This is a genomic window from Porphyrobacter sp. CACIAM 03H1 (genome assembly GCF_002215495.1).
Classification (GTDB): Bacteria; Pseudomonadota; Alphaproteobacteria; order Sphingomonadales; family Sphingomonadaceae; genus Erythrobacter.
Genome location: NZ_CP021378.1, coordinates 1,382,681 through 1,403,509, shown reverse-complemented (window position 1 = coordinate 1,403,509; position 20,829 = coordinate 1,382,681). Strand labels below are relative to the sequence as shown.

Annotated in this window: 20 protein-coding genes; all 20 read right to left on the bottom strand. The window is 70.2% G+C overall.

Features of this window, described 5'->3' with window-relative positions:
- Window positions 1-33: 33 nt before the first annotated feature.
- The 20 genes from ftsA to CBR61_RS06485 all read right to left on the bottom strand — a co-directional run bounded on the left by ftsA (window position 34) and on the right by CBR61_RS06485 (window position 20,822).
- Window positions 34-1,374, bottom strand: a complete 1,341-nt coding sequence (ftsA, locus tag CBR61_RS06580) for a cell division protein FtsA (RefSeq protein WP_088913645.1) — start codon at window positions 1,372-1,374, stop codon at window positions 34-36.
- Window positions 1,374-2,300 (bottom strand): cell division protein FtsQ/DivIB, encoded by a 927-nt coding sequence (locus CBR61_RS06575; RefSeq protein ID WP_088913644.1) that lies wholly within the window; start codon window positions 2,298-2,300, stop codon window positions 1,374-1,376. The genes ftsA and CBR61_RS06575 overlap by 1 nt, the downstream gene beginning before the upstream one ends.
- A complete protein-coding gene (locus CBR61_RS06570; RefSeq protein WP_088913643.1) occupies window positions 2,278-3,267 on the bottom strand; it encodes a D-alanine--D-alanine ligase in 990 nt (329 codons plus the stop codon). The genes CBR61_RS06575 and CBR61_RS06570 overlap by 23 nt, the downstream gene beginning before the upstream one ends.
- Window positions 3,268-3,358: 91 nt before the next feature.
- Window positions 3,359-4,285, bottom strand: coding sequence for a UDP-N-acetylmuramate dehydrogenase (gene murB, locus CBR61_RS06565; RefSeq protein ID WP_088915497.1), 927 nt, complete (start codon window positions 4,283-4,285; stop codon window positions 3,359-3,361).
- 35 nt (window positions 4,286-4,320) lie between these two features.
- A complete protein-coding gene (gene murC, locus CBR61_RS06560) occupies window positions 4,321-5,754 on the bottom strand; it encodes a UDP-N-acetylmuramate--L-alanine ligase (protein ID WP_088913642.1) in 1,434 nt (477 codons plus the stop codon).
- Complete coding sequence (gene murG, locus CBR61_RS06555) at window positions 5,751-6,974, bottom strand: undecaprenyldiphospho-muramoylpentapeptide beta-N-acetylglucosaminyltransferase (RefSeq protein WP_088913641.1); 1,224 nt, start codon at window positions 6,972-6,974, stop codon at window positions 5,751-5,753. The genes murC and murG overlap by 4 nt, the downstream gene beginning before the upstream one ends.
- Window positions 6,971-8,200, bottom strand: a complete 1,230-nt coding sequence (locus CBR61_RS06550; RefSeq protein WP_157696520.1) for an FtsW/RodA/SpoVE family cell cycle protein — start codon at window positions 8,198-8,200, stop codon at window positions 6,971-6,973. The genes murG and CBR61_RS06550 overlap by 4 nt, the downstream gene beginning before the upstream one ends.
- Window positions 8,197-9,570 carry a UDP-N-acetylmuramoyl-L-alanine--D-glutamate ligase gene (murD, locus tag CBR61_RS06545; RefSeq protein WP_088913640.1) on the bottom strand — a complete coding sequence of 458 codons (1,374 nt, stop codon included), beginning with the start codon at window positions 9,568-9,570 and terminating at the stop codon, window positions 8,197-8,199. The genes CBR61_RS06550 and murD overlap by 4 nt, the downstream gene beginning before the upstream one ends.
- A gap of 16 nt (window positions 9,571-9,586) precedes the next feature.
- The gene (mraY, locus tag CBR61_RS06540; protein WP_088913639.1) at window positions 9,587-10,657 is read right to left on the bottom strand and encodes a phospho-N-acetylmuramoyl-pentapeptide-transferase; all 1,071 of its coding nucleotides are present in this window, start codon (window positions 10,655-10,657) and stop codon (window positions 9,587-9,589) included.
- 51 nt (window positions 10,658-10,708) lie between these two features.
- Window positions 10,709-12,181, bottom strand: a complete 1,473-nt coding sequence (locus CBR61_RS06535) for a UDP-N-acetylmuramoyl-tripeptide--D-alanyl-D-alanine ligase (RefSeq protein WP_088913638.1) — start codon at window positions 12,179-12,181, stop codon at window positions 10,709-10,711.
- The gene (locus CBR61_RS06530) at window positions 12,182-13,657 is read right to left on the bottom strand and encodes a UDP-N-acetylmuramoyl-L-alanyl-D-glutamate--2,6-diaminopimelate ligase (protein ID WP_088913637.1); all 1,476 of its coding nucleotides are present in this window, start codon (window positions 13,655-13,657) and stop codon (window positions 12,182-12,184) included.
- Window positions 13,657-15,408 (bottom strand): peptidoglycan D,D-transpeptidase FtsI family protein, encoded by a 1,752-nt coding sequence (locus CBR61_RS06525; protein ID WP_233996896.1) that lies wholly within the window; start codon window positions 15,406-15,408, stop codon window positions 13,657-13,659. The genes CBR61_RS06530 and CBR61_RS06525 overlap by 1 nt, the downstream gene beginning before the upstream one ends.
- Window positions 15,405-15,971: a hypothetical protein gene (locus tag CBR61_RS06520; RefSeq protein ID WP_088913635.1), complete on the bottom strand. Its 567-nt coding sequence runs from the start codon at window positions 15,969-15,971 to the stop codon at window positions 15,405-15,407. The genes CBR61_RS06525 and CBR61_RS06520 overlap by 4 nt, the downstream gene beginning before the upstream one ends.
- Window positions 15,968-16,912 carry a 16S rRNA (cytosine(1402)-N(4))-methyltransferase RsmH gene (gene rsmH, locus CBR61_RS06515; protein WP_088913634.1) on the bottom strand — a complete coding sequence of 315 codons (945 nt, stop codon included), beginning with the start codon at window positions 16,910-16,912 and terminating at the stop codon, window positions 15,968-15,970. Before rsmH ends, CBR61_RS06520 begins: the two co-directional genes overlap by 4 nt.
- Window positions 16,909-17,400 carry a division/cell wall cluster transcriptional repressor MraZ gene (locus CBR61_RS06510; protein ID WP_088913633.1) on the bottom strand — a complete coding sequence of 164 codons (492 nt, stop codon included), beginning with the start codon at window positions 17,398-17,400 and terminating at the stop codon, window positions 16,909-16,911. Before CBR61_RS06510 ends, rsmH begins: the two co-directional genes overlap by 4 nt.
- Window positions 17,401-17,792: 392 nt before the next feature.
- On the bottom strand, window positions 17,793-18,584 hold the full coding sequence (locus CBR61_RS06505) for a hypothetical protein (protein ID WP_088913632.1): 792 nt from the start codon (window positions 18,582-18,584) through the stop codon (window positions 17,793-17,795).
- The gene (locus CBR61_RS06500; protein WP_088913631.1) at window positions 18,565-18,987 is read right to left on the bottom strand and encodes a hypothetical protein; all 423 of its coding nucleotides are present in this window, start codon (window positions 18,985-18,987) and stop codon (window positions 18,565-18,567) included. The genes CBR61_RS06505 and CBR61_RS06500 overlap by 20 nt, the downstream gene beginning before the upstream one ends.
- Window positions 18,984-20,006, bottom strand: a complete 1,023-nt coding sequence (locus CBR61_RS06495) for a cysteine synthase A (RefSeq protein WP_088913630.1) — start codon at window positions 20,004-20,006, stop codon at window positions 18,984-18,986. Before CBR61_RS06495 ends, CBR61_RS06500 begins: the two co-directional genes overlap by 4 nt.
- Window positions 20,007-20,114: 108 nt before the next feature.
- On the bottom strand, window positions 20,115-20,486 hold the full coding sequence (locus tag CBR61_RS06490; RefSeq protein ID WP_088913629.1) for a DUF1905 domain-containing protein: 372 nt from the start codon (window positions 20,484-20,486) through the stop codon (window positions 20,115-20,117).
- Window positions 20,487-20,504: 18 nt separating this feature from the next.
- Window positions 20,505-20,822 carry a 2Fe-2S iron-sulfur cluster-binding protein gene (locus CBR61_RS06485; RefSeq protein ID WP_088913628.1) on the bottom strand — a complete coding sequence of 106 codons (318 nt, stop codon included), beginning with the start codon at window positions 20,820-20,822 and terminating at the stop codon, window positions 20,505-20,507.
- Window positions 20,823-20,829: the final 7 nt, after the last annotated feature.

Genomic DNA, 20,829 nt, shown 5'->3' with positions numbered 1-20,829 from the left:
CTTATCCACAGCATCGCCGCATGCTTTGCGCGCTCAGAAATATTCCCTCAACGCGCGGAACAGGCGCATCAGCAGCGCCAGGAAGCCGCTCTCGCGGGTGAAGGCCTTGTACACCCCGCCGCGCCCCGCGCCTACCGCGCGAATATCGACCGGATCGTCGGCCGCGTAGAGGCACAGGCCCGCGAGCGTCGCGAAGCCCGGCGCGTGGTGCGCCTCGGGCATCCCAGCGAGCTGCGGCGGGCGCCCGAGCCGCACCGGCTGGCCCAGCGCGCCCTGCATGAAATCGGCCATCCCGGCGAGCTCCGCCCCGCCGCCGGTCAGCACCACCTGCCCCGCGCGGCTCCCGGCGAAACCCATGGTCTTCAGTGCCTTGCCGATCTCGCCGGTCAGCACCGACAATTGCTGGGTCACCACCGCGATCAGCTCGGCGCGCACGATGCGGTTCTTGTCGTCGGCCCCGCGCGCCAGCGGACCGGAGGGGACGCCGCCCTCGCCGCCCTCGGTCCCGATTTCTCCGGGCCCGCTGACGGGGATCAGCTCGCGGTGATCGGACGGGCTGGCGATCGCCGAGCCGGCGACGCATTTCAGGCGCTCGGCCTGCGAGCGGCGGATGCCGAAGCTCGAGGCAATCGCGTCGGTGATCGATCCCGATCCCATCGGCACGGCCTGGAGACCGAGCAGCATCCCGCCCGCGAAGACCGCAACATTGGTGATGTCGGCCCCGATCTCGACCAGCGCGACGCCCAGCTCGCGCTCCTCCGGGGTGAGGCAGGCATGCCCTGCAGCAAGCGGCGCGGCGACCACGCCCTCGACTTCGAGATGGGCGTTCTGCACCGCTTCGGTGAGGTTCCTGACCGGCGCCCCGTCGGCGAGCATCACGTGGATGTCGACCCCCAGTCGCTCGGCATGCAGCCCGCGCGGATTGGCGACGCCGTGGGCGCCGTCGAGCGTGTAGTGCGCGGGCTGGGCGTGGAGCACCTTGCGCCCGTCGGGCTGGATCATCGCTTGCGCCTCGACCAGCAGCGCCTCGACATCCTCGTCCTCGATCCGCCGCCCGCCGATCTCGATGTCGACCGAGACGACATGGCTGGCAAGGCCCGCACCGGCGCAGGCGATCCAAACGCTGCGCACGGGGGTGCCTGAGGCCTTCTCGGCCCGCTCGACCGCATCGCGGATCGCGTGGCTGGCGGCGGCCATGTCCGTGACATAGCCCCGCTTCACCCCCGCGCTGGCGCGGTGGCCGGAGCCGAGTACCTGCAAGTCGCCGTTCTCGGTCTCGCCCATGATCATGGCCGAGATGCGGAACGAGCCGATGTTGACCGCGGCATGGGTGCGCGCAAGGCGGCGCGAGGGGGTGGAAGCGCGCGAGGCCATCAGGTCGTCTCCCCCTTATCGTTCGCGGCGACCACCTTGGGCTTGGCCGCCTCTTCGGGCAGGCGCATGTAGAGCCGCGGGGGCGTGCGCATGTCGAAGGCCAGCACCTTGCCGCCGAGCAGCCGGTTCTTGCCGTCGAGCCGCGCGAACTTGACCAGCGCGGTTGCGCTCTCGAGCTCGCCCTCGGGCAGGGCGAGCAGCTGGCCGGTGGTGAAGGTGAGGTTCCAGCGGCGGTTCCCGACCCACTCGGCGGCCTCGACCTTGGGCGCCAGCGCGGGCGCGGCGGCGAGCAGCGTCTCGAGCGCGCGCGCCTGCTTCGCCGCCCCCGGCCCGGCGAGGCGCAGCATCCCCTTGGCCTTGTCGGCGGCGACGGGTTCAAGCTCCACGCCAGTCGCATCGATCAGCACCAGCCGGTCGGGCTTCTCGAGGACCGCGTGCGGGGTCCGCTCGACGATGTCGATGGCAAGGGTGTGAGGCAGCTGGATCGAGACCCGCGCGTCCTTGACCCACGGCAGCGCGCGCAGATCCTCGCGCAGCTTGGCGATGTCGACATCGGGCATGGCCTGGTTGCGGGTGGCGAGCGCGCGGGCATAGACCTGCTGCTCGTCCATCCGCGAAGTGCCCGTGACGCGCACGTGGCGCACCTCGAACCCGGCATCGGCAGCGATGGCGGCGACCTGCGCCTGCGCTAGCGCGGGCACGCCGGCAAGGCTTGCGATCACGAAGGCGATCCCCACGCTGCCGCCGATGATCATCGCCAGCCAGATGCGGCTCCACTGTTCCTCGGTGAAGGGCAGGACGCCCATGATCCGGTCGACGACGCCGCTTGCCGAGCGCCCCGCCTTGCGCGCGGCGACCGCGCGGCTCTGCGCCTTGGCGGCTCGGCGCACGCCGGTGGAGCCGCTACGCCTGATCTGCTGCGCCATGCCTGCCTCCCTGTTTCAATGCATGGACCCGCAGGCCCTCGACGCAGAGCATCTCGACGAGGTCCGCATAGGAGATGCCGCAGCCCGCCGCCTGTTCGGGCACGAGGCTGAGCGGCGTCATGCCCGGCTGCGTGTTGGTCTCGAGCACGAAGAGCCCGTCCTCGCCCGCTTCCTCGTCCCAGCGGAAATCGGTGCGGCTGGTGCCGTGGCAGCCGAGCACCTGATGCGCCTTGACCGCGTATTGCTCGCAAAGCGCGGTGATTTCGGGCGGGAGTTTCGCCGGGAAGATGTGCTCGGTGCGCCCGGCGGTGTACTTGTTCTCGTAATCGTAGAAGCCGTTGGCGACGATCAGCTCGGTGACGCCCAGCGCGCGCGGGCCGTCGGGGCCGTCGAGCACCGCCGCGGTGAGTTCGCGGCCCTTGATGAAGGGTTCGGCGAGAAGTTCGGCAAACTCCTGCCATGGGCCCTTGGCCTCAGGACTGATCGGATTGCCGACATTGCTGTCCGCGGTGACGATGGCGACGCCCACCGAGGAACCCTCGTTCACCGGCTTCAGCACATAGGGCCGCGGCAGCGGGTCGCGTTCGTAGAGTTCCTCGCGCGTCACGATCCGCCCGCCCGGCATGGGGATGCCGTGCGGCACCAGCGCCTGCTTGGTCAGCTGCTTGTCGATCGCAATCACCGAGGTGGCGAGGCCCGAGTGGGTATAGGGCAGCCCCATCAGGTCGAGCATCCCCTGCACCGTCCCGTCCTCGCCGGGAACGCCGTGGAGCGCATTGAACACGACATCGGGCTTCGCTTCGTGGAGTTTCAGGGCAACATCGCGCCCCATGTCGATGCGAGTAACGCTGTGCCCGCGCAATTCCAGCGCGTCGGCCACGCCCGCGCCGCTGGTCAGCGAGACCTGCCGCTCGTTCGCCCAGCCGCCCATCAGGACAGCGACGTGGAGGGGTTTGGGGAGAGTCATTCTTCAGTTCCGTTCGTGTCGAGCGCAGTCGAGATACCGCACTCCTGCCTCTCGACTGCGCTCGAGGCGAACGGGTGTGGTGCTTTATGCATCACGGCCGCCCCACCCGCTGGATTTCCCATTCGAGGCTCACGCCGGTCGCGGCGTAGACCTTGTCGCGCACCATCTCGCCGAGGCCCTCGATGTCGGCGCTGGTGGCGGTGCCGGTGTTGATGAGGAAGTTGGTATGCTTCTCGCTGACCTGTGCGCCGCCCAGCGTCATGCCGCGGCAGCCGGCGCGGTCGACCAGTTCCCAAGCCTTGTGGCCCTCGGGGTTCTTGAAGGTCGAACCGCCCGTCTTGGTGCGCAGCGGCTGCGAAGCCTCGCGCGCGGCGGCGATGCGGTCCATCTCGGCGCCGATGGCGGCGGGATCGCCCGGATGCCCGCGGAAGCGCGCGGAGACCACGATCGCCCCCTCGGGCAGGGCCGAGTGGCGGTAGGAATAGTCGAGTTCCTCGGCGTTCAGGGTGATGAAGCTGCCGTCGTGCAGGATCACCGCGCAATCGATCAGCACGTCGGCCACCTCGCGTCCATAGGCCCCGCCGTTCATGCGCACGAAGCCGCCGACCGTGCCGGGGATGCCGCGCAGGAATTCGAGCCCCGCAATGCCGAGGTCGCGCGCGGTCGAGGCAACCAGAATACCGCTCGCCCCGCCGCCGCAGGTCAGTTCCATCGCGCCCGTGTGCTGCACGCCCGCAAAGGCCTTGCCGAGCCGCACCACCACGCCCGGCACCCCGCCGTCGCGCACGATCATGTTCGAGCCGAGGCCGAGCGCCATAACGGGGATCTCGCCGTCGAGCCTCTCGAGGAAGGTCTTGAGGTCTTCCATGTCGGCAGGCTCGAACAGCCAGTCGGCCGGCCCGCCGGTCTTGAACCAGGTATAGGGCGCGAGCGGGGCCTTGTTCGTGAGCTTGCCGCGGATGCCCTCGAGCGGAATGAGCGTGCCGACCGCGCCCTCGACCGCGCAGGTCGGGGCCATGCCGGTGCCGTAGATATAGGTGTCGCCGGGCTGGTTCACGCAGCAACACCCCGCTTTGCCGTGATCGCCGGAGCCAGCCCTGCGGCCCACTTGGTGATGTCGCCCGCGCCGAGGCACACGACGAGGTCGCCCGCCGCCACTTCGCCCGCGAGCACCTCGGCCAGCGCCTCGGCCCCCGCGATCTCGCGCGCGGCGCGGTGGCCGCGGGCCTTCATCCCGGCGACCAGCGCCGTATGGTCGACCCCCGGGATCGGCTCCTCGCCCGCGGGATAGACCGGGGCGACATAGGCGATGTCGGCCAGATCGAAGCAGGACTGGAAATCGTCCATCAGGTCGCCGAGGCGCGAATAGCGGTGCGGCTGGGCGACCGCGATCACGCGGCCACCCTCGCCCACCGCCTCGCGCGCGGCGGCGAGCACGGCGCGGATTTCGACCGGGTGGTGGGCATAGTCGTCGATCACGGTGACATTGCCGCCCGCCAGCTCGACGGACCCGACCCTGGTGAACCGCCGCCGCACCCCGCCGAAACGGGCAAAGCCGGTGCGGATCACCTCGTCCGAACAGCCCATCTCGATCGCGACCGCGATGGCGGCGAGCGCGTTCTGGACGTTGTGGCGGCCCGGCATGGGCAGGTGCACGCCCTCGATCCGGCGGTCCTCGAGACCCCGCTGGCGCACGATCACGTCGAAGCTGTTGCCCCCGTCGATGCTGCGGACATTGACCCCGCAGATATCGGCCTGCAGCGAGAAGCCGTAGGTCACCACCTTGCGGTCGCGCACCTCGCCGATCACCGCCTGCACCACCGGATGATCGACGCACAGCACCGCTGCCCCATAGAAGGGCACGTTGTGGATGAACTCGACGAAGGCGCGCTTCACCCCGTCGAAGTCGCCGTAGTGGTCGAGGTGTTCGGGATCGATGTTGGTGACGACCGCGATGGTGCCGTCCAGTCGCAGGAAGCTCCCGTCGCTCTCGTCGGCCTCGACCACCATCCAGTCGGAATCGCCGAGGCGGGCGTTGGAGCCATATTGCTCGATGATGCCGCCGTTGATCACGGTCGGGTCGATCCCGCCCGCATCGAGCAGGGTCGCGATCATGCTCGTCGTGGTGGTCTTGCCGTGGGTGCCCGCCACCGCGACGGTGGACTTGAGGCGCATCAGTTCGGCGAGCATCTCCGCGCGGCGCACCACGGGGATGCGGGCTTCCAGAGCGGCGGCGACCTCGGGGTTGGTGCGGCGCACGGCAGTGGAGGTGACGACCACCGCCACGCCTTCGACGTTCTCTGCCCGGTGCCCGACATGCACGGTGATGCCGCGCGCGCGCAGCCGCTCGACGCTCGCCCCTTCGGCGATGTCGCTGCCCTGCACCCGGTAACCGAGGTTGTGCATCACCTCGGCGATGCCCGACATGCCGATCCCGCCGATGCCGACGAAATGGATGATGCCGATATCGGTGCCCACACCCTTCATGTGTCCGCGCGCTCCTTTGCGGCCTTGCTGGTCGAGGGCTGGGGCCGGACAGCGGCTTGGGCGGCGCGGGGCGCCGCCTCGCCGACGCGGATCACGTCCATCAGGTCGATCCCGCTCATGCTTTCCACGAGGTCGGCGAGGTCCTTCGCCGCATCGGGCCGCCCGCAGTTGAAGGCGCAGTGCGCGGCGTTGGCGAGGCTCTGCGGGTTCATCGCCATGACCTGGATCTGCTTGGCGAGCTCCTTGGGCTGGAAGGATTCCTGCCGGATCATCCGCGCCCCGCCCGCCTTCACCATCTCGCGGGTGTTGGCGGCCTGGTGATCGTCGGTCGCGATGGGGAGCGGGATCAGGATCGCCGGGCGGCCCACCGCCGTCAGTTCCGCGATGGTCGACGCGCCCGCGCGGCCGATGAACAGGTGCGCGTCCGCCAGCCGTTCGTGCATGTCCTCGAAATAGGTGCCGAGTTCGGCGGGAATGTCGTGCTCGGCATAGCGTTTGCGCACCGCCTCGAGGTCTTCGGCCCGGCATTGCTGGGTGATCTGGAGGCGCTGGCGCAGCGCAGGGGGGAGCATGGCGAGGCCATCGGGCACCACTTCCGAAAGCACCCGCGCCCCCTGCGATCCGCCGGTGACGAGGATGCGCAGCAGGCTTTCGTCGGTGAAGGCGGGGAAATCCTGTTCGCGCAGGGCCAGCACCTCGGCGCGCACCGGGTTGCCGACGAGGTGGACCTTGCCCGCGTGCTTGGGCTTGAGCCGGTCGACGCTCTCGTAGGAGGTGGCGATGGCATCGACCCGGCCCGCCAGCAGGCGGTTGACGCGGCCCAGCACCGCGTTCTGTTCGTGGACGATGCTCGGCAGCTTGGCGGCCGTGGCGGCGAGCAGCGCGGGGAGCGCGGGATAGCCGCCGAAGCCGACGACGGCGGAGGGCTGGAAGCTCTCGAACAGCCGCAGCGCCATCGCCCGGCCCTCGAGCACCGCGCTCACGCCCGCAGGCCAGCCGAGCGGGTTCTTGCCGAAGCGCCCGGCGGGCAGGACATGGGCGGGCAGGAAGTCGGGCTTGCCCGGAATCGCCGCCCCGCGCTCGTCGGTGATGAGAGCGACATGGTGGCCGCGCTGGTGCAGTTCGGCGGCGAGGGCGAAGGCGGGGATCAGGTGCCCGCCTGTGCCGCCTGCGGCCAGCACGTAATGGCGGGAAGCGCCGGTCGGGGTCGGGCTCGTCATGCGGGCGTTTCCTTGCGTTCGATCAGCTCGCGCAAGCCGCCGCCCTCGCGGGCGAGGAACGGATTGCGCCGGGTGATCGCCAGCAATAGCCCAAGCGTGAAGCACACCGCCAGTGTCGATGAACCGCCGTAGGAGATCAGCGGCAAGGTCATGCCCTTGGAGGGGAACAGCTTGAGGTTGACGAGGATGTTGATGAAGGCCTGTCCGCCGAACTGGGTGATCAGCCCTGCGCCCGCCAGCAGGGCGAAGAGGTTGTCCTCGCCCGTCAGCCGCACCAGCGCGCGCAGCACCAGCGCGCAATAGACGAGCACCACGCCCGCGCACATCACCAGCCCGAACTCCTCGCCGATCACCGAGAAGATGTAGTCGGTGTGGGCCTCGGGCAGGTTCATCTTGCGGGTGCCGAGCCACAGGCCGGTCCCCGTCCACCCGCCCGCGGTGATGGTGCGCTGGGCAAGGTCGACCTGGTCGAAGGCCGTGCCCCCGCCGAGGAACCCGTCGATGCGGTGGCGGGCGTTGTCGTAGAACAGGTAGGCGAGGATCAGCCCGCCCGCGCCGATGCCGCCCAGCGCGGCGAGGCGCTGCCACGGCATCCCCGCCAGCAGCACCATCACCAGCCATATCCCGCCGAACAGGATCGCATCGCCGAGATTGGGCTGGAGCATCAGCAGCGCCGCGATCAGGCCCATCAGACCGCTCACGTACCAGATCACCGGTAGCCCCGGATCGCGCAGCCGCCAGCTCAGCACCCAGGCGCAGATGATCGCGAAGCCGGGCTTGAGGAATTCCGAGGGTTGCAGGCTCATGCCGACATTGATCCAGCGCCGCGCGCCGTTCTTCTCCTCGCCGATCACCGGCACCACGAACAGCAGCGCCAGCATCACCGCACCCACGAGGATGCCGAGCCGGCGCGCCTGGTCGCGGCTGAGGAAGCTGAGACCGATCATCAGCGCGAGGCCCATCAGCTGGAAGACGATGTGGCGGTTGAAGAACATGAAGTCGGGCACCCGCTTGGTGGCGGTCGAGAGCATGTCCGCGCTCGCGGGCGAGGCGGCGGCAACCGCGACGATACCGATCGCCATCAGCAGCCCGATCAGCAGCAGCAGCACCTTGTCGATCTCGCGCCACCAGATGCGCAGGGCGTCGCGCCAGCGGCGCTGCACCGGCACGGGCGGGAGGAAGTTCCCGGGGCCGCGGGCGACGGGGGTGTAGACCGGGGCGGTCACGGCAGGATGCTCCGCGCCGACGCATCATCGAGGCAGGTGTCGCAGCCGGTGATCGCGCCGACCATCTGGCGGAAGTGGTGCCCGCGCTTCTCGTAGTCGCGGAACTGGTCGTATGAGGCGCAGGCTGGCGAGAGCAGCACGATCTCGCCCGGGCGCGCGGCCTCGACGGCGCGGCGCACCGCCTCGCTGATGAGCTCGCAGCGTTCGACCCTGACCTGCCCTTCGAGCAGATCGGCGAACATCGGCCCGGCCTCGCCCACGGTGTAGGCGGCGGCGATGTTGGCGAGATGGTCGGCGCAGGCCCCGAGCCCGTCTTCCTTGGGCAACCCGCCGACGATCCAGTGGATGCGGGGGCTGCCTCCGTTGATCGCCGGATCGGGCGGGAAGGCGGCGAGCGCGGGGGCGGCGGAGGCGGCGTTGGTCGCCTTGCTGTCGTTGATGTAGGTGACGCCCTCGACCTCGCAGACCCGCTCCATGCGGTGCGGCAGGCCGCGATAGGAGGCGAGCCCGGCGGCGATCTGCGCGTCCGTCAGTCCAAGCTGGCGGCAGATCGCGGCGGCGACCGCGGCGTTCTGGGCATTGTGCGGGCCCGCCAGCGAGGGCGAGCGCCCTTCCGCCAGCCCCGCCGTTTCGAGATCGGCGGTCTTCACCCGCACCAGCGGCTTGCCCGCGGTCTCCAGCCCCTCGGCGATGGCGGTGGTGGGTTCGTCCTCGTCGCAGATGATCGCCGTGCCCGTCTGCTGCATCTGGAACAGCCGTTCCTTGGCCGCGGCATAGGCCTCGAAGCTCGCATAGCGGTCGAGATGGTCGGGGGTGATGTTGGTGAGCGCAGCGACGTCGCAATCGAGGGTGAAGGTGAGGTCGATCTGGAAGCTGGAGAGTTCCAGCACATAGACCCCGCCCTCGGGGAGCGGATCCTGCCCGAGGACCGGATCGCCGATGTTGCCGCCCATCACGGTCGGCACGCCCGCTTCGCGCAGGATATGGTGGACCAGCGCGGTGGTGGTCGACTTGCCGTTGGTGCCGGTGATCCCGACCACGCGGTGCGGCGGCAGGCTGGCGCGGGCCATCGCGAAGAGCTCGATGTCGCCGATGACGGGCAGGCCGTATTGCCAGGTGTGCGGGCCGATCGGGTGCGAGTTGAGCGGCACGCCGGGCGAGACCACCACGCCCGCAAAGCCGGTGAGGTCGAGCTCCAGCGGGTCGATCAGCCGGCAGCGCCCCTCGAAGGGCTCGCGCGCATGGGGCTGGCGGTCCCAGGCGATCACCTCTGCGCCGCTCGCGAGCAGCGCCTCGGCCGCCGCCGCGCCCGAACGGGCGAGGCCGAGCACCGCGAAACGCTTTCCCTTGAAGGCGGGAGAGGTGATCACGCCGGCCGCCCCTCCCCTACCTGAGTTTCAGCGTCGACAGCCCGATCAGCGCGAGCACGATGGCGATGATCCAGAACCGGATCACGACCTTGCTCTCGCTCCAGCCGAGCTGCTCGAAATGGTGGTGGATCGGCGCCATCCTGAAGACGCGCTTGCCGGTGCGCTTGAACCAGAACACCTGCACGATCACGCTGACGGCTTCGAGCACGAACAGCCCGCCGACGATGCCGAGCACGACCTCGTGGTGCGAGGCGACCGCGATCGCGCCGAGGGCGCCGCCCAGAGCCAGCGAGCCGGTGTCGCCCATGAACACCGCCGCAGGGGGCGCGTTGAACCACAGGAAGGCGAGCCCCGCCCCCATGATCGCCGCGCAGAAGATCGCCAGCTCCCCCGCGCCCGGCACGTGCGGGATGCCGAGATAGGTGCTGAAATCGACCCGACCCACCAGATAGGCGATGATCGCGAAGGTGCCTGCGGCAATGATCACCGGCATGATCGCAAGACCGTCGAGCCCGTCGGTCAGGTTCACCGCATTCCCCGCGCCCACGATCACGAAGGCGGCGAAGACGTAATAGGCCGGCCCCAGCGGGATGCTCACGCCGGTGAGGAAGGGCAGGTAGAGGTTGGTGTTGATCTGGCTGACGATCAGCCACGATGCCACGCCCGCCACCACGAACTCGGCGAGCAGCCGCACCCGCGCCGGAACGCCCGCATGGCTGTTCTTGGCGACCTTGTCGTAATCGTCGAGGAAACCGATCACCCCGAAGCCGATAGTCACCGCAAAGCACGCCCAGACGAAGGGGCTGGTGAGGTCCATCCACAGGAGCAGCGAGAGCGACAGGGCGACGAGGATCATCAGCCCGCCCATCGTCGGCGTGCCGCGCTTGGCGAGGTGCGACTGCGGGCCGTCCAAGCGGATCGGCTGGCCTTTGCCCTGCCGCACGCGCAGGAAGTTGATGAAGCGTTCGCCGATCAGGAGGCCGATCACCAGCGCGGTCATCAGCGTCGCGCCCGCACGGAAGCTCTGGTAGCGCACCAGATTGAGGATGCCTTCGAAGCCAAGCCACTCGGCAAGCAGGTAGAGCATTCAATCGTCCTCTGCGGCCCTGACCTTGGGGCCTGAGCTTCGGTGCCCGCCTCAGGCGCGGGCGTTGTCGGTAAGGTGTGACACCAGCCTGCCGAGCCCGACCGAGTTGGACCCCTTGACCAGCACCGCATCCCCGTTTGCGAGGCCGAATGCCGCGAGCGCCGCAATCGCCTCGGCAGGCCCTTCGCAATGGGCGAAGGTGAGAGCCTTGCCAAGCGAGCCGCCCGCACCTTTCCCCAGTTCCTCGGCGAGCGCGGCCATCTCCGGCCCGACGAGGATCGCGTGGGCGAGCCCGGCCTCGGCTATCGGTTCGGCAAGCTGGCGGTGGAAGGCATCGGCGAAGTCGCCCAGTTCCTTCATGCTGCCCAGCACCGCGAGGCGGCGGACGGCGGGCGTCTGGGCGAGCGCCTTCAGGGTCGCGCGCATCGAGGCGGGGTTGGCGTTGTAGCTCTCGTCGATCAGCAAGGCGGTGCCGCCCGCGGCCGGAATGGTGTGACGCGCGCCGCGGCCCTTGAGGCCGCCCATCTCGGCCAGCGCGAGGCCCGCGCTGGCAAGATCGCCCCCGGCGGCACGAACGGCAGCCATGACGCCCAGCGAATTGACGATCCAGTGCTCGCCCGGTTCGGCGATGGTGTAGCAGATGCGCCGGTCGCCGAGGTCGGCGGTGACGAGCGAACCGCCCCCCGCCGCCGGAATCGCGTCGAGCAGCCGCACGTCGGCATTGGCGGCGCGCCCGAAGGTCACGACCTGCGCCCCGCAGGCGCGGGCATGGCCGATCATCCGCCCGGCCCATTCGCTGTCCGCCGGGATGATCGCCACCCCGCCCGGAACGAGGCCGGTGAAAATCTGCGACTTTTCGTCGGCAATCGCCTCGAGGCTGCCGAGGTTCTCGATATGCGCCGGTGCGATGGTGGTGATGAGCGCCACGTGCGGACGGGCGTGGGCCGAAAGCGGCGCGATCTCGCCCGCGTGGTTCATGCCCATCTCGAACACGCCGAACTTCGCGCGGGCGGGCATCCGCGCCAGCGAAAGCGGCACGCCGACATGGTTGTTGTAGCTGCGCACGGACCGGTGCGCCGCGCCCCTGCTGGCGCGGTCGAGGCAGGCGAAGATCGCTTCCTTCATCCCCGTCTTGCCGACCGATCCAGTGATCCCGATCCGCACCGCCTCAATGGCACGGTCGCGGGCCGCATGGGCGAGCGCGTGGAGCGCCTCTGTCGTGTCCTTGACCAGAACGTGCGGGAAATCGACGGGACGATCGACGATCGCGGCGACTGCCCCCTTTTCAAAAGCTTGGGGGATGAACCTGTGGCCGTCCATCGCCTCGCCCTTCAAGGCGATGAAAACATCGCCCGATTTCACGTCGCGCGAGTCCATCTCGACCCCGCTTGCCTGGAAATCGTGGCTGGCGATGCCGCCGGTCGCCGCCTCGATTTCGGCGGCGGTCCAGAGCGCCAGCGGGAGCGCGTCGGCCGACGTGACGGGCCATGCGTGGAGCATCGGGTGGGCCATCGGCGCGTTCATCTAGCACCGCCCCCCGGCGCATTCGCGCGCCACTTCGACATCGTCGAAAGCTTCGATCCGCATCTGGTCTCCTGCTCCGAAAATCTGGCCCTGCTCGTGGCCTTTCCCCGCGATCAGCACAATGTCCCGCGCCCCGGCTTCCCCGATTGCGGCAGCGATGGCCTCGCGCCGGTCCCCGATTTCGCGGGTATTGCCGCCCGCCCCGGCAAGGATCGCGGCGCGGATGGCGGCGGGGTCCTCGGAGCGGGGGTTGTCGTCGGTGACGATGGCAAGGTCCGCCGCGCGCGCGGCGACGGCGCCCATCTCGGGGCGCTTGCCGGCGTCGCGATCACCGCCTGCGCCGAACACCACGATCAGCTTGCCACCCTCTGCCACGTGCGGGCGCAGCGCGGCGATGGCAGCCTCGAGCGCGTCGGGGGTGTGGGCATAGTCGACATAGGCGGGCGCGCCGGCGGCATTGAGCGCCGCGCGCTCCAGCCGCCCGCGCACCGGCTGGAGCCGGGTGAGCGCGTCGAACGTGGCAGAGGCGGAAACGCCCGTCGCCAGAGCCAGCCCCGCCGCGACCAGCGCGTTGGCGGCCTGGTAGGCCCCGATCAGCGGAAGGTTGACCTTGCGGGTCGCGCCTTCATGCTCGATGTGAAGAAGCTGCCCCAACTGCCCGGGTTCGCGGGCGATCAGCTTGAGGAAGTGTCCGCCCTCGCCCACGGTCATCACACGGAGGCCCCGCGCCTGGCCCTGTGCGATCGCCTTCGCGGTCCACTCCGAGCCATCGCCCGCATCATGGATCACCGCCGGGCTGCCGGGCGCGACGACTTCGGTGAAGAGCCGCATCTTGGCCGCGAAATAGGCCTCCATCGTGCCGTGATAGTCGAGATGGTCGCGGCTGAAATTGGTGAATGCGGATGCCGAGACGGTCGGCCCCTCGCCGCGATACTGGTCGAGCCCGTGGCTCGATGCCTCGTAGGCGACATGGGTCACGCCCTCGCGCGCCAGCCCGGCCATGTTGGCGAGGAAAGTGACGATGTCGGGGGTGGTGAGGCCCGTGGAGACGCTTCCGTCGGGGGTAGTGACGCCAAGCGTCCCGATGCTCGCCGCGCGTTCGCCCGCCATGCGCCAGATCTGGCGCGTCATCTCGACGGTGGAGGTCTTGCCGTTGGTCCCCGTCACCGCGGCGATGGTGGCGGGGTAGGGAGAAAAAAAGCCCGCGGCGAGGCGCGCAAAGGCGCGTCGGGGGGTGACGTCGATGATGTGCAGCGCACCTTCGACGCGGGCTTCAGGACGGGCCACGACGGCAATCGCGCCCGCTGCGATGGCGGGGCGGATGAAGTCCTCGCCATTGACGGTGGCGCCCTGGAAGGCGCCGAATATGGTTCCGGGGGCGACCTTGCGGTGGTCGATGGCGAAGCCGGTCACGACCGCCTCGCCCGCGTCCTCCTGCGGCAGCCCCGCCTGTGCCAGAAGCTCGGCCAGCCGCATCAGTGCTTGTCCACCAGGTAGCGCAGGTCCGAGATGTCGACATCGCGCGCATCGTCGGGCTGGACGCCGAGCATCGGGCCGATCCGCGGCACCAGCTTGCCCACGACCGGCGCGGCGGTGTAGCCGGCGGTGCGCTGGAAGGAGCTGGCGACGGTGCCCTTGGGCTCGTCGAGCACGATCACCACGACATAGCGCGGCGCATCGAGCGGGAAGGCGGCGGCGAAGGAGGAGACCAGCGCGGTCTTGTTGTAGCCGCCCACGCCCGCCTTCTCGGCCGAACCGGTCTTGCCGCCGACGCGGTAGCCCGGCGCGTCGGCCTGCTTGCCGGTGCCGTAGAGCGAGATCATGCGCAGCATCTGGCGCATCCGCGACGAGGTCGATTCCTTGAACACCCGCCGCCCGCGGGGCACGTCGGCAGGCGCGAGCTTCATCAGCGTCGCCGGGCGCCAGATCCCGCCGTTGACCATCGCCGCATAGGCCGAGGCGAGGTGCAGCGGGGTCACCGCGAGGCCGTGGCCGTAGCTCACCGTCATGTTGGTGACGCGGCTCCAGTCGCCCTGCGGCCACAGCGGCTTGCCGCGCGCGGGCAGTTCGATGAAGGGGCGGCGGTCCATGCCCAGATCAATCATGGTGCGCCGCAGACGTTCCGGCCCCAGCGCATCGGCGACGCGGGCGGTGACGGTGTTGGAGGAATAGACCAGCGCCTGCGGCACGTTGAGCGTGGCGCCCTTGGGCTTAAGGTCCTTGATCGTGCGCCGCCCGACCGAGACGGGGGTCGCATCCCACGCCTTGCCGAGATCGCGCACAACGCCCGCATCGATCGCGGCGGCGATGCTCAGCGGCTTGAAGGTCGAGCCCAGCTCGTAGACCCCGTTGGTGGCGCGGTTGAAGACGTTGATCGCCCCGGCGGCGCCCGCGGTGTTGGGGTCGAACTCGGGCAGGCTCGCGAGCGCCATCACCTCGCCGGTGTCGACATCGAGCACGATCCCCGCCGCGCCGATCGCGTTGGTGGCGAGCATCCCCTTGCGCAGCTCGTCCTCGAGCGCGCCCTGCACCCTGACGTCGACCGACAGCGCGACCGGCTGGGTGCGCGTGTCGGGGTGGGCGAGGCGCTGCTCGAGCACCTGCTCCATGCCGATCTGACCGCCCTTCTCCTCGACCACATAGCCCAGCACGTGCGCGGCGAGCGTGCCCTGCGGGTAGTAGCGGTCGGTCTCGCGCGGAATCTCGAGCGCGATCTCGCCCAGCGCGAAGACGCGGTTGGCTTCCTCGGGCAGCAGGCGGCGGCGCAGGTAGCCGGCCTTGCCCGAGGCGAGGCGGCGGGCCATGCGCGCCTCGTCGATATCGGGGAAGATCGCCTTCAGGGCGCCCGCGACTTCCTGCGGCGAGCGCACCAGCGGCGAACCGCTGTCGCCCATCGCCTTGGGGTCGAACCACAGGGCATAGGCCGGGAAGGCGCGCGCCAGCGAGGCGCCGTTGCGATCGGTGATCTCGCCGCGCGGGGGCACCATCGCCTCGGCGAGGCTGGTGCGTTCGGGCGCCTGCCCGCCGAACCCGAGCGAGACGATCCGCACCAGCGCGATCAGCGCGATGCCGACGAATCCGGCGAGCAGCCACAGCACGCGGAAGCGCGCGGCCCAGAGCATCTGCGCGCGCAGGCCCGTGCCGGGAAGGCGCCCTGCGGGGATGGCCGGCATGGCCGTGTGCGAGGCAGGAGAAAGGTGGGCAGCGCGGGCTGCCAGCACGGTCATTCGCCGCTTCCCTGCGCGCTCGCCGCAGCCTTGCCGACGCGCGGCGTTTCGGCCCGGGCGGGGCGGATCGGGGAGGCCTCGATCAGGAAATCGCCGAAGGCCTGGGTGAAGACCGCGCCTGCATCCTTCTCGGCCTCTGCCGAGGCGAGCGTCACTGTCGCACCCGAAACCGGCGAGCGCATCGGCGCCTCGGCGGCAGGGGCACCTGCGGCGGTCTCGGCGGCATCGGCCCGCGCAAGGCGGATCGGCGCGGGCGCATCGGGGCCGCGCATCTCGCCAAGGCTCGCGAGCTGGCGCTCGCCGTCGAGGAACTGGCCGGCGCGCGGGGCCTGGTAGCCGAACTCGACCGCATTCCACTCGGCCAGCTGGCGCTGGCTGGCGCGGGTCTGGAACTCGGTTTCGAGCAGCATCGTCTCGCGCTGGAGCGCGATCAACTGGCGTTCGGCGAGCAGCACCTCGCTCTTGACCGCGTGCACCTTGAAGCTGAGCACCACCACCGCGGCAAGGCAGGTGGCGAGCACGGCGGCCCAACCCAGCGAACGGGCCTGTGAGCTGTTCATCATGCGGCTAGGCTCCTGGGCGGCGCGCCGGTGCGGGTGGCATGGCGCAAGGTGGATGAACGGGCGCGCGGGTTGCGGGCGATTTCGGCCTCCGTGGGACGTATAGCCTTGGAAACCTGCGCGAAGGTGGGGGGTGGCCCCGGGATTTCCCCAGGAAGGTGGCGCGAGACCGCGCGGCCCGCGCCGGAGGCACCCTTGAGGAACTGCTTGACGATCCGGTCCTCGAGGCTGTGGAAGCTGACCACGGCGAGCACCCCGCCCTCGGTCAGCAGCGCCTCGGCGGCGGCGAGCCCGGCTTCGAGCTCGCCCAGCTCGTCGTTCACGTGGATGCGCACGGCCTGGAAGGTGCGGGTGGCCGGGTCCTTCTTGTCGTGCGGCTTGTGGCCCAGCGCGCGGCGCACCACGCGGGCGAGTTCGCCGGTGGTCGCCAGCGGCCGTGCGGCGACGATCGCCCGGGCGACGCGGCGCGACTGGCGCTCCTCGCCGTAGCGGTAGAGCACGTCGGCGATGGCTTCCTCGTCGGCGGTGTTGAGGAAATCCGCCGCGCTCTCGCCCGCCTGGCTCATGCGCATGTCGAGCGGGCCGTCGTGCATGAAGGCAAATCCCCGCCCGCCCTGGTCGAGCTGCATCGAGGAGACGCCGATATCCATCACCACCGCATCGACGCTGGCGATGCCGATGGCGGCGAGTTCGCTGCGCATCGCCGAAAAGCGCGCGGCGTGGAGGGCGAGGCGGCCGTCGAAGCGCGCCACCAGCGCCTGCCCCGCCGCAATGGCGTCGGGATCGCGGTCGAAGGCGTGGACGGTCGCGCCCGCTTCGAGCAGCGCCGTGGTGTAGCCGCCCGCGCCGAAGGTCGCATCGACGATGGTCTGGCCCTCGCGCGGGGCGAGCGCGGCGACGACTTCGTCCAGCAGCACGGGAATGTGAGGGGCCGGGGCGCTCATGCCGCCTTCCTCGCGCTTGCGATCAGCTTGGCGCAGGCGGCCTGCGCGCCGCGCCATTCGGGGCCGAGCCGCGCAAGTTCCTCGGGGTTCCAGACGAAGAAGAAGTCGCCCGCGCCGTGGAAATAGAGCCCGTCGCCCACCTTGCCGAGATCGCGCAGGTGCTCGGGCATGACGAAGCGGCCGCTGTCGTCGAAGGGCAGCTGCGAAAAGCCGAACAGCTGCGCCGCGCGCACGTCGCGGTCGAAGCCGTAGTCCTTGCGCTCGATGGCGAGGGCCTCCTCGCGGTCAAGCCGGGCGTTGAGCAGGTCGATGCGCGACAGGCCGAAGCCCATCAGGCAATCGAACTTGTCGTGGACGCCGAGGCACAGGGTGCGGTTGCCGCCGGAGCTTTCCTTCACGGCCTTGCGGAACTCGGGCGGAAGGACAAAGCGGCCCTTCTCGCCCGCGGGCGAGTAGGCTTGGCCGTTATATCCTCCAAAGGCAGACACCGTCTGCGATCCCCTCTGTCCCCTTGCGGCGCCCTTCGATGGCGGTCCGCAACGCGCTCAATTCCCCCTGACACGCCTTCCCCGTCCCGGCCGCACGCGTGCGGCACGGTGCGCCGGCCAGTGGAGGCACGGCGCGCGACATACAGGCATGTCTGATGGACCCCGGTCATATCGGGGAAGGCGTGGGGATGGAAGGGATTTTTCGGGGATTTTACGGGAAAACTTGGTATGTCACTGTTTCAAAACAAATACCTCGTTTCCTCTCCCGCCTGTCGGTGCCCGCCCGGCCCCGGCAAACACCTGATTTTCGCGGAACAAACCGTGCACCTCCCGCAATTTCCCCGGACCTCGCCGGTTGCGACTCCGGCCGTCCCGCGATTTTCCCGATCCGCTCACCGCAGCGCCGCCGCGACCAGTGCGGAAAGACCGGCTCCGTTCTCGCCGGCAAGCTCGGGATGTTCGAAGATGCCAGCATCCGCGATCAGTGTCACGCGCCCCTTGCCGACCGCGCAGCGCGCCGCCGCGCCGCCCGCAGCGATGGTGCAGTCCGCCGCCGCCGGATCGGCGATGCGCACCGTGCCGGCAAGCGCCAGCGGCAGGGGCTCGCCCGCCAGCATTTCCGCCCTGACCGTGCCCGCCTGCCCCTCGTCGAAGGCGACCGCGAGGCCCCAGCGCGCCACCACCGGCGGGATCGGCGCGGCATCGACCGGGCGGCGCGGATCGCCAAGCGGCAGGTCGTATTCGCCCGTCAGCGCCGGATCGAGCGCCAGCAGCAGCCGCCCTCCGCCGCGCACCCACTTGTCGAGCGCGACATTGTCCGCGGGCGAGAGCCCGCGCGGCTGCACCACCGCCAGCCGGTCGAGCCCGGCGAGCGGATCGGTCTCGGGCGCATCGGGGGTGAGGCCGGGGATCGGCGAGAGCGTGTCGAGCGGCTCGATGGCATAGGCCCGTTCGAGCGCCGCACGCTGCCACGGCACGGCGGCGGTGCCATCCGCCAGCGCCGCGATGCCGGTGCCGAGCGGCCAGTAGAGTGGCAGGCTCGTCATCAGCCCGAGGCGTTCGGCGGGCGCGGCATCGGACGGCGGCGCGGAAGGCTTCGCGGGCGCGGCCTCGCACCCCGCGAGCGCCGCCAGCAGCAGCGCGGCGAGCGCCGCGCGAGGCGGCCTATTCCTGGGGTGCGGCATTGCCCGGGGCTGCGGGGCGCGGCGGCGGGGGCAGGTCGAGCGGCGGCGGCGCGGGCGAAGGGCTCGGCTGGGCGGCGATATCGGGCACGACGCCCGCATCGGCGAGCGGGTTGGCCTGTGCGGGCGGTGCGCTCGGCTCGGTGGTGGGCGCGGCCTCGGGCGCGGCGAGCTGGTCGTTGCGATCGGCCTGACCGCCGATGATGCTGGCAAGCCCGACCAGAAGCACCATCGCCCCGATCCCGAACAGACCGACCTGGAGCCGCTGCACCGCCTCGGCGCGCACGGTCGCGGGCGGCGGCAGGTCGTCGGGTTCGCCGGAGGGCTCGCCGGGCACGGCGGAGGGGTGGAACAGGCTGCGCTGGTTCATCCGCCGCAGCCGCTCGCGCCAGGACAGCCCGCTCATGCCGCCGCTCCCTGTTCCAGCCAGCTGAACACGGGCAGGCCCTTGGCCCTCAGCCATTCGGGGTTGTAGAGCGTCGAGAGGTAGCGGAAGCCGGTGTCGCACAGGATCGTCGCCACCTGCGGATTGGCCCGCCCCTCGGCGACCAGTTCGCGCCCCAGCATCACCGCGCCCGCCACGTTGATGCCCGAGGAAAGCCCGAGGCACAGCCCCTCCTCGCGCAGCAGCCGCTCGACCCAGACGAGGCCTTCCTCGTCGCTGATGCGGTATTGCGTGTCGATCGGCGCGCCTTCGAGATTGGCGGTGATGCGCCCCTGCCCGATGCCCTCGGCGACCGAGGAGCCTTCCGCCCGCAGCTCGCCATGAGCGAAGTAGTTGTAGAGCGCCGCGCCGTGCGGATCGGTCAGCGCGATGCGGATGTCGGGGTTCTTCTCCTTCAGCCCCATGCCCACCCCGGCGATGGTCCCGCCGGTGCCCGCCGCGCAGGTGAAGCCGTCGATCCGCCCACCGGTCTGCTCCCAGATTTCCTGCGAGGTGCCCTCGATATGGGCCTTGCGGTTGGCGACGTTGTCGAACTGTCCGGCCCAGACCGCGCCCGGCGTCTCCTCTGCCATGCGGCGCGAGACGTGCTGGAAATGGCCGGGATCGGAATATTTGGTCGGCGGGACGAGCACCAGCTGAGCCCCCAGCGCGCGCAGGGTGTCCATCTTCTCCTTGGACTGGTTGTCGGGCATGACGATGATCGTCTTGTAGCCCAGCGCATTGGCGACCAGCGCGATGCCGATGCCGGTGTTGCCCGCCGTCCCCTCGATCACCGTGCCGCCGGGCTTCAGTTCGCCGCGACTTTCCGCGTCGCGGATCATCCACAGGGCCGCGCGGTCCTTGACCGAGGAGCCGGGGTTGGCGAATTCGCACTTGCCCCAGATGTCGCAGCCCGCCGCAGCCGAGGGGCCGGCGAGGCGGACGAGCGGGGTGTTGCCGATGAGCGCGAGCGTGTCGCCGAAGGGGCGCGTGATGTTCATGGGCGCAGAGTTAGGCGCTGGAGCCGCGCGGGGCAATGATCAAGGCGATGGAGCGTTCTCGTCATCGCGAGGAGCGTAGCGACGCGCCTGCGGCCCGCAATGACGAAGTTAGGTGAGGCTCAGCACCACCTCGACCTCGCCGCCCTCGGCAATCTTCTCCGCCTTGCGCACCGCGGCCTTCAAGGGGAGCAGCCAGCCGCCATGTGCCTTGGAGGGGAAGAGCGAGGTGCGCCAGGTGGTGCCGCCGATGGTCGCCTCGATCCGGACCGAGCCCCATGCATCGGCCTTCGTGGCAGCGGCCCTGATCGCGCCGGCGGTCTCGCCGTCGATGGTGAGGAAATACCAGCTGCCCTTGGCGGGCGCGCCGTCCGCGCCCTGCCACAGCCACACCGGCCCGCGCACCATCCACGGCCCCGCCGCGGTGCCCTCGGGCGCGTGGCCCAGTTCGTCGCGCAGGAAGCGGGCGAGTTCGGCGTCCACCGGCCCGCCCCTTGCCGATCAGTCTTCGGGGGCGATGGTGACGTGCAGCCCGTCGAGATCCGCGGTGAAGGGGATCTGGCACGACAGGCGCGAGGTCGGGGCGCGGTGATCGGAGGATTCCAGCAGGTCGTCCTCGTCCTCGCTCATCTTGGGGAGCTTGTCGGCGAAGGCCGGATCGACCACCACGTGGCAGGTCGCGCAGGAACAGCACCCGCCGCACAACGCCAGCAGTTCGTCGAAGCCGTTGTCGCGGATCGCCTCCATCACGGTAAGCCCGTCATCGACGGTAATCTCGCTGGTGGCGCCTTCGCGGTTGGTGACGACCAGTCTGGGCATGGAGTGC

What these genes read in the sequence shown, in the direction of transcription:
- rsmH (WP_088913634.1), bottom strand. Translation starts at nt 16,912, where the DNA reads ATGAGCGCCCCGGCCCCTCACATTCCCGTGCTGCTGGACGAAGTCGTC.
- CBR61_RS06520 (WP_088913635.1), bottom strand. Translation starts at nt 15,971, where the DNA reads ATGATGAACAGCTCACAGGCCCGTTCGCTGGGTTGGGCCGCCGTGCTC.
- murB (WP_088915497.1), bottom strand. Translation starts at nt 4,285, where the DNA reads ATGGCCCCGACCTGCGCGGTCGAGGGCGCGGTCGGCACGCTCATTCCG.
- CBR61_RS06525 (WP_233996896.1), bottom strand. Translation starts at nt 15,408, where the DNA reads ATGACCGTGCTGGCAGCCCGCGCTGCCCACCTTTCTCCTGCCTCGCAC.
- CBR61_RS06500 (WP_088913631.1), bottom strand. Translation starts at nt 18,987, where the DNA reads ATGAGCGGGCTGTCCTGGCGCGAGCGGCTGCGGCGGATGAACCAGCGC.
- mraY (WP_088913639.1), bottom strand. Translation starts at nt 10,657, where the DNA reads ATGCTCTACCTGCTTGCCGAGTGGCTTGGCTTCGAAGGCATCCTCAAT.
- CBR61_RS06570 (WP_088913643.1), bottom strand. Translation starts at nt 3,267, where the DNA reads ATGACTCTCCCCAAACCCCTCCACGTCGCTGTCCTGATGGGCGGCTGG.
- CBR61_RS06530 (WP_088913637.1), bottom strand. Translation starts at nt 13,657, where the DNA reads ATGCGGCTGGCCGAGCTTCTGGCACAGGCGGGGCTGCCGCAGGAGGAC.
- CBR61_RS06535 (WP_088913638.1), bottom strand. Translation starts at nt 12,181, where the DNA reads ATGAACGCGCCGATGGCCCACCCGATGCTCCACGCATGGCCCGTCACG.
- CBR61_RS06495 (WP_088913630.1), bottom strand. Translation starts at nt 20,006, where the DNA reads ATGAACATCACGCGCCCCTTCGGCGACACGCTCGCGCTCATCGGCAAC.
- murG (WP_088913641.1), bottom strand. Translation starts at nt 6,974, where the DNA reads ATGACGAGCCCGACCCCGACCGGCGCTTCCCGCCATTACGTGCTGGCC.
- CBR61_RS06485 (WP_088913628.1), bottom strand. Translation starts at nt 20,822, where the DNA reads ATGCCCAGACTGGTCGTCACCAACCGCGAAGGCGCCACCAGCGAGATT.
- CBR61_RS06575 (WP_088913644.1), bottom strand. Translation starts at nt 2,300, where the DNA reads ATGGCGCAGCAGATCAGGCGTAGCGGCTCCACCGGCGTGCGCCGAGCC.
- murC (WP_088913642.1), bottom strand. Translation starts at nt 5,754, where the DNA reads ATGAAGGGTGTGGGCACCGATATCGGCATCATCCATTTCGTCGGCATC.
- ftsA (WP_088913645.1), bottom strand. Translation starts at nt 1,374, where the DNA reads ATGGCCTCGCGCGCTTCCACCCCCTCGCGCCGCCTTGCGCGCACCCAT.
- CBR61_RS06505 (WP_088913632.1), bottom strand. Translation starts at nt 18,584, where the DNA reads ATGCCGCACCCCAGGAATAGGCCGCCTCGCGCGGCGCTCGCCGCGCTG.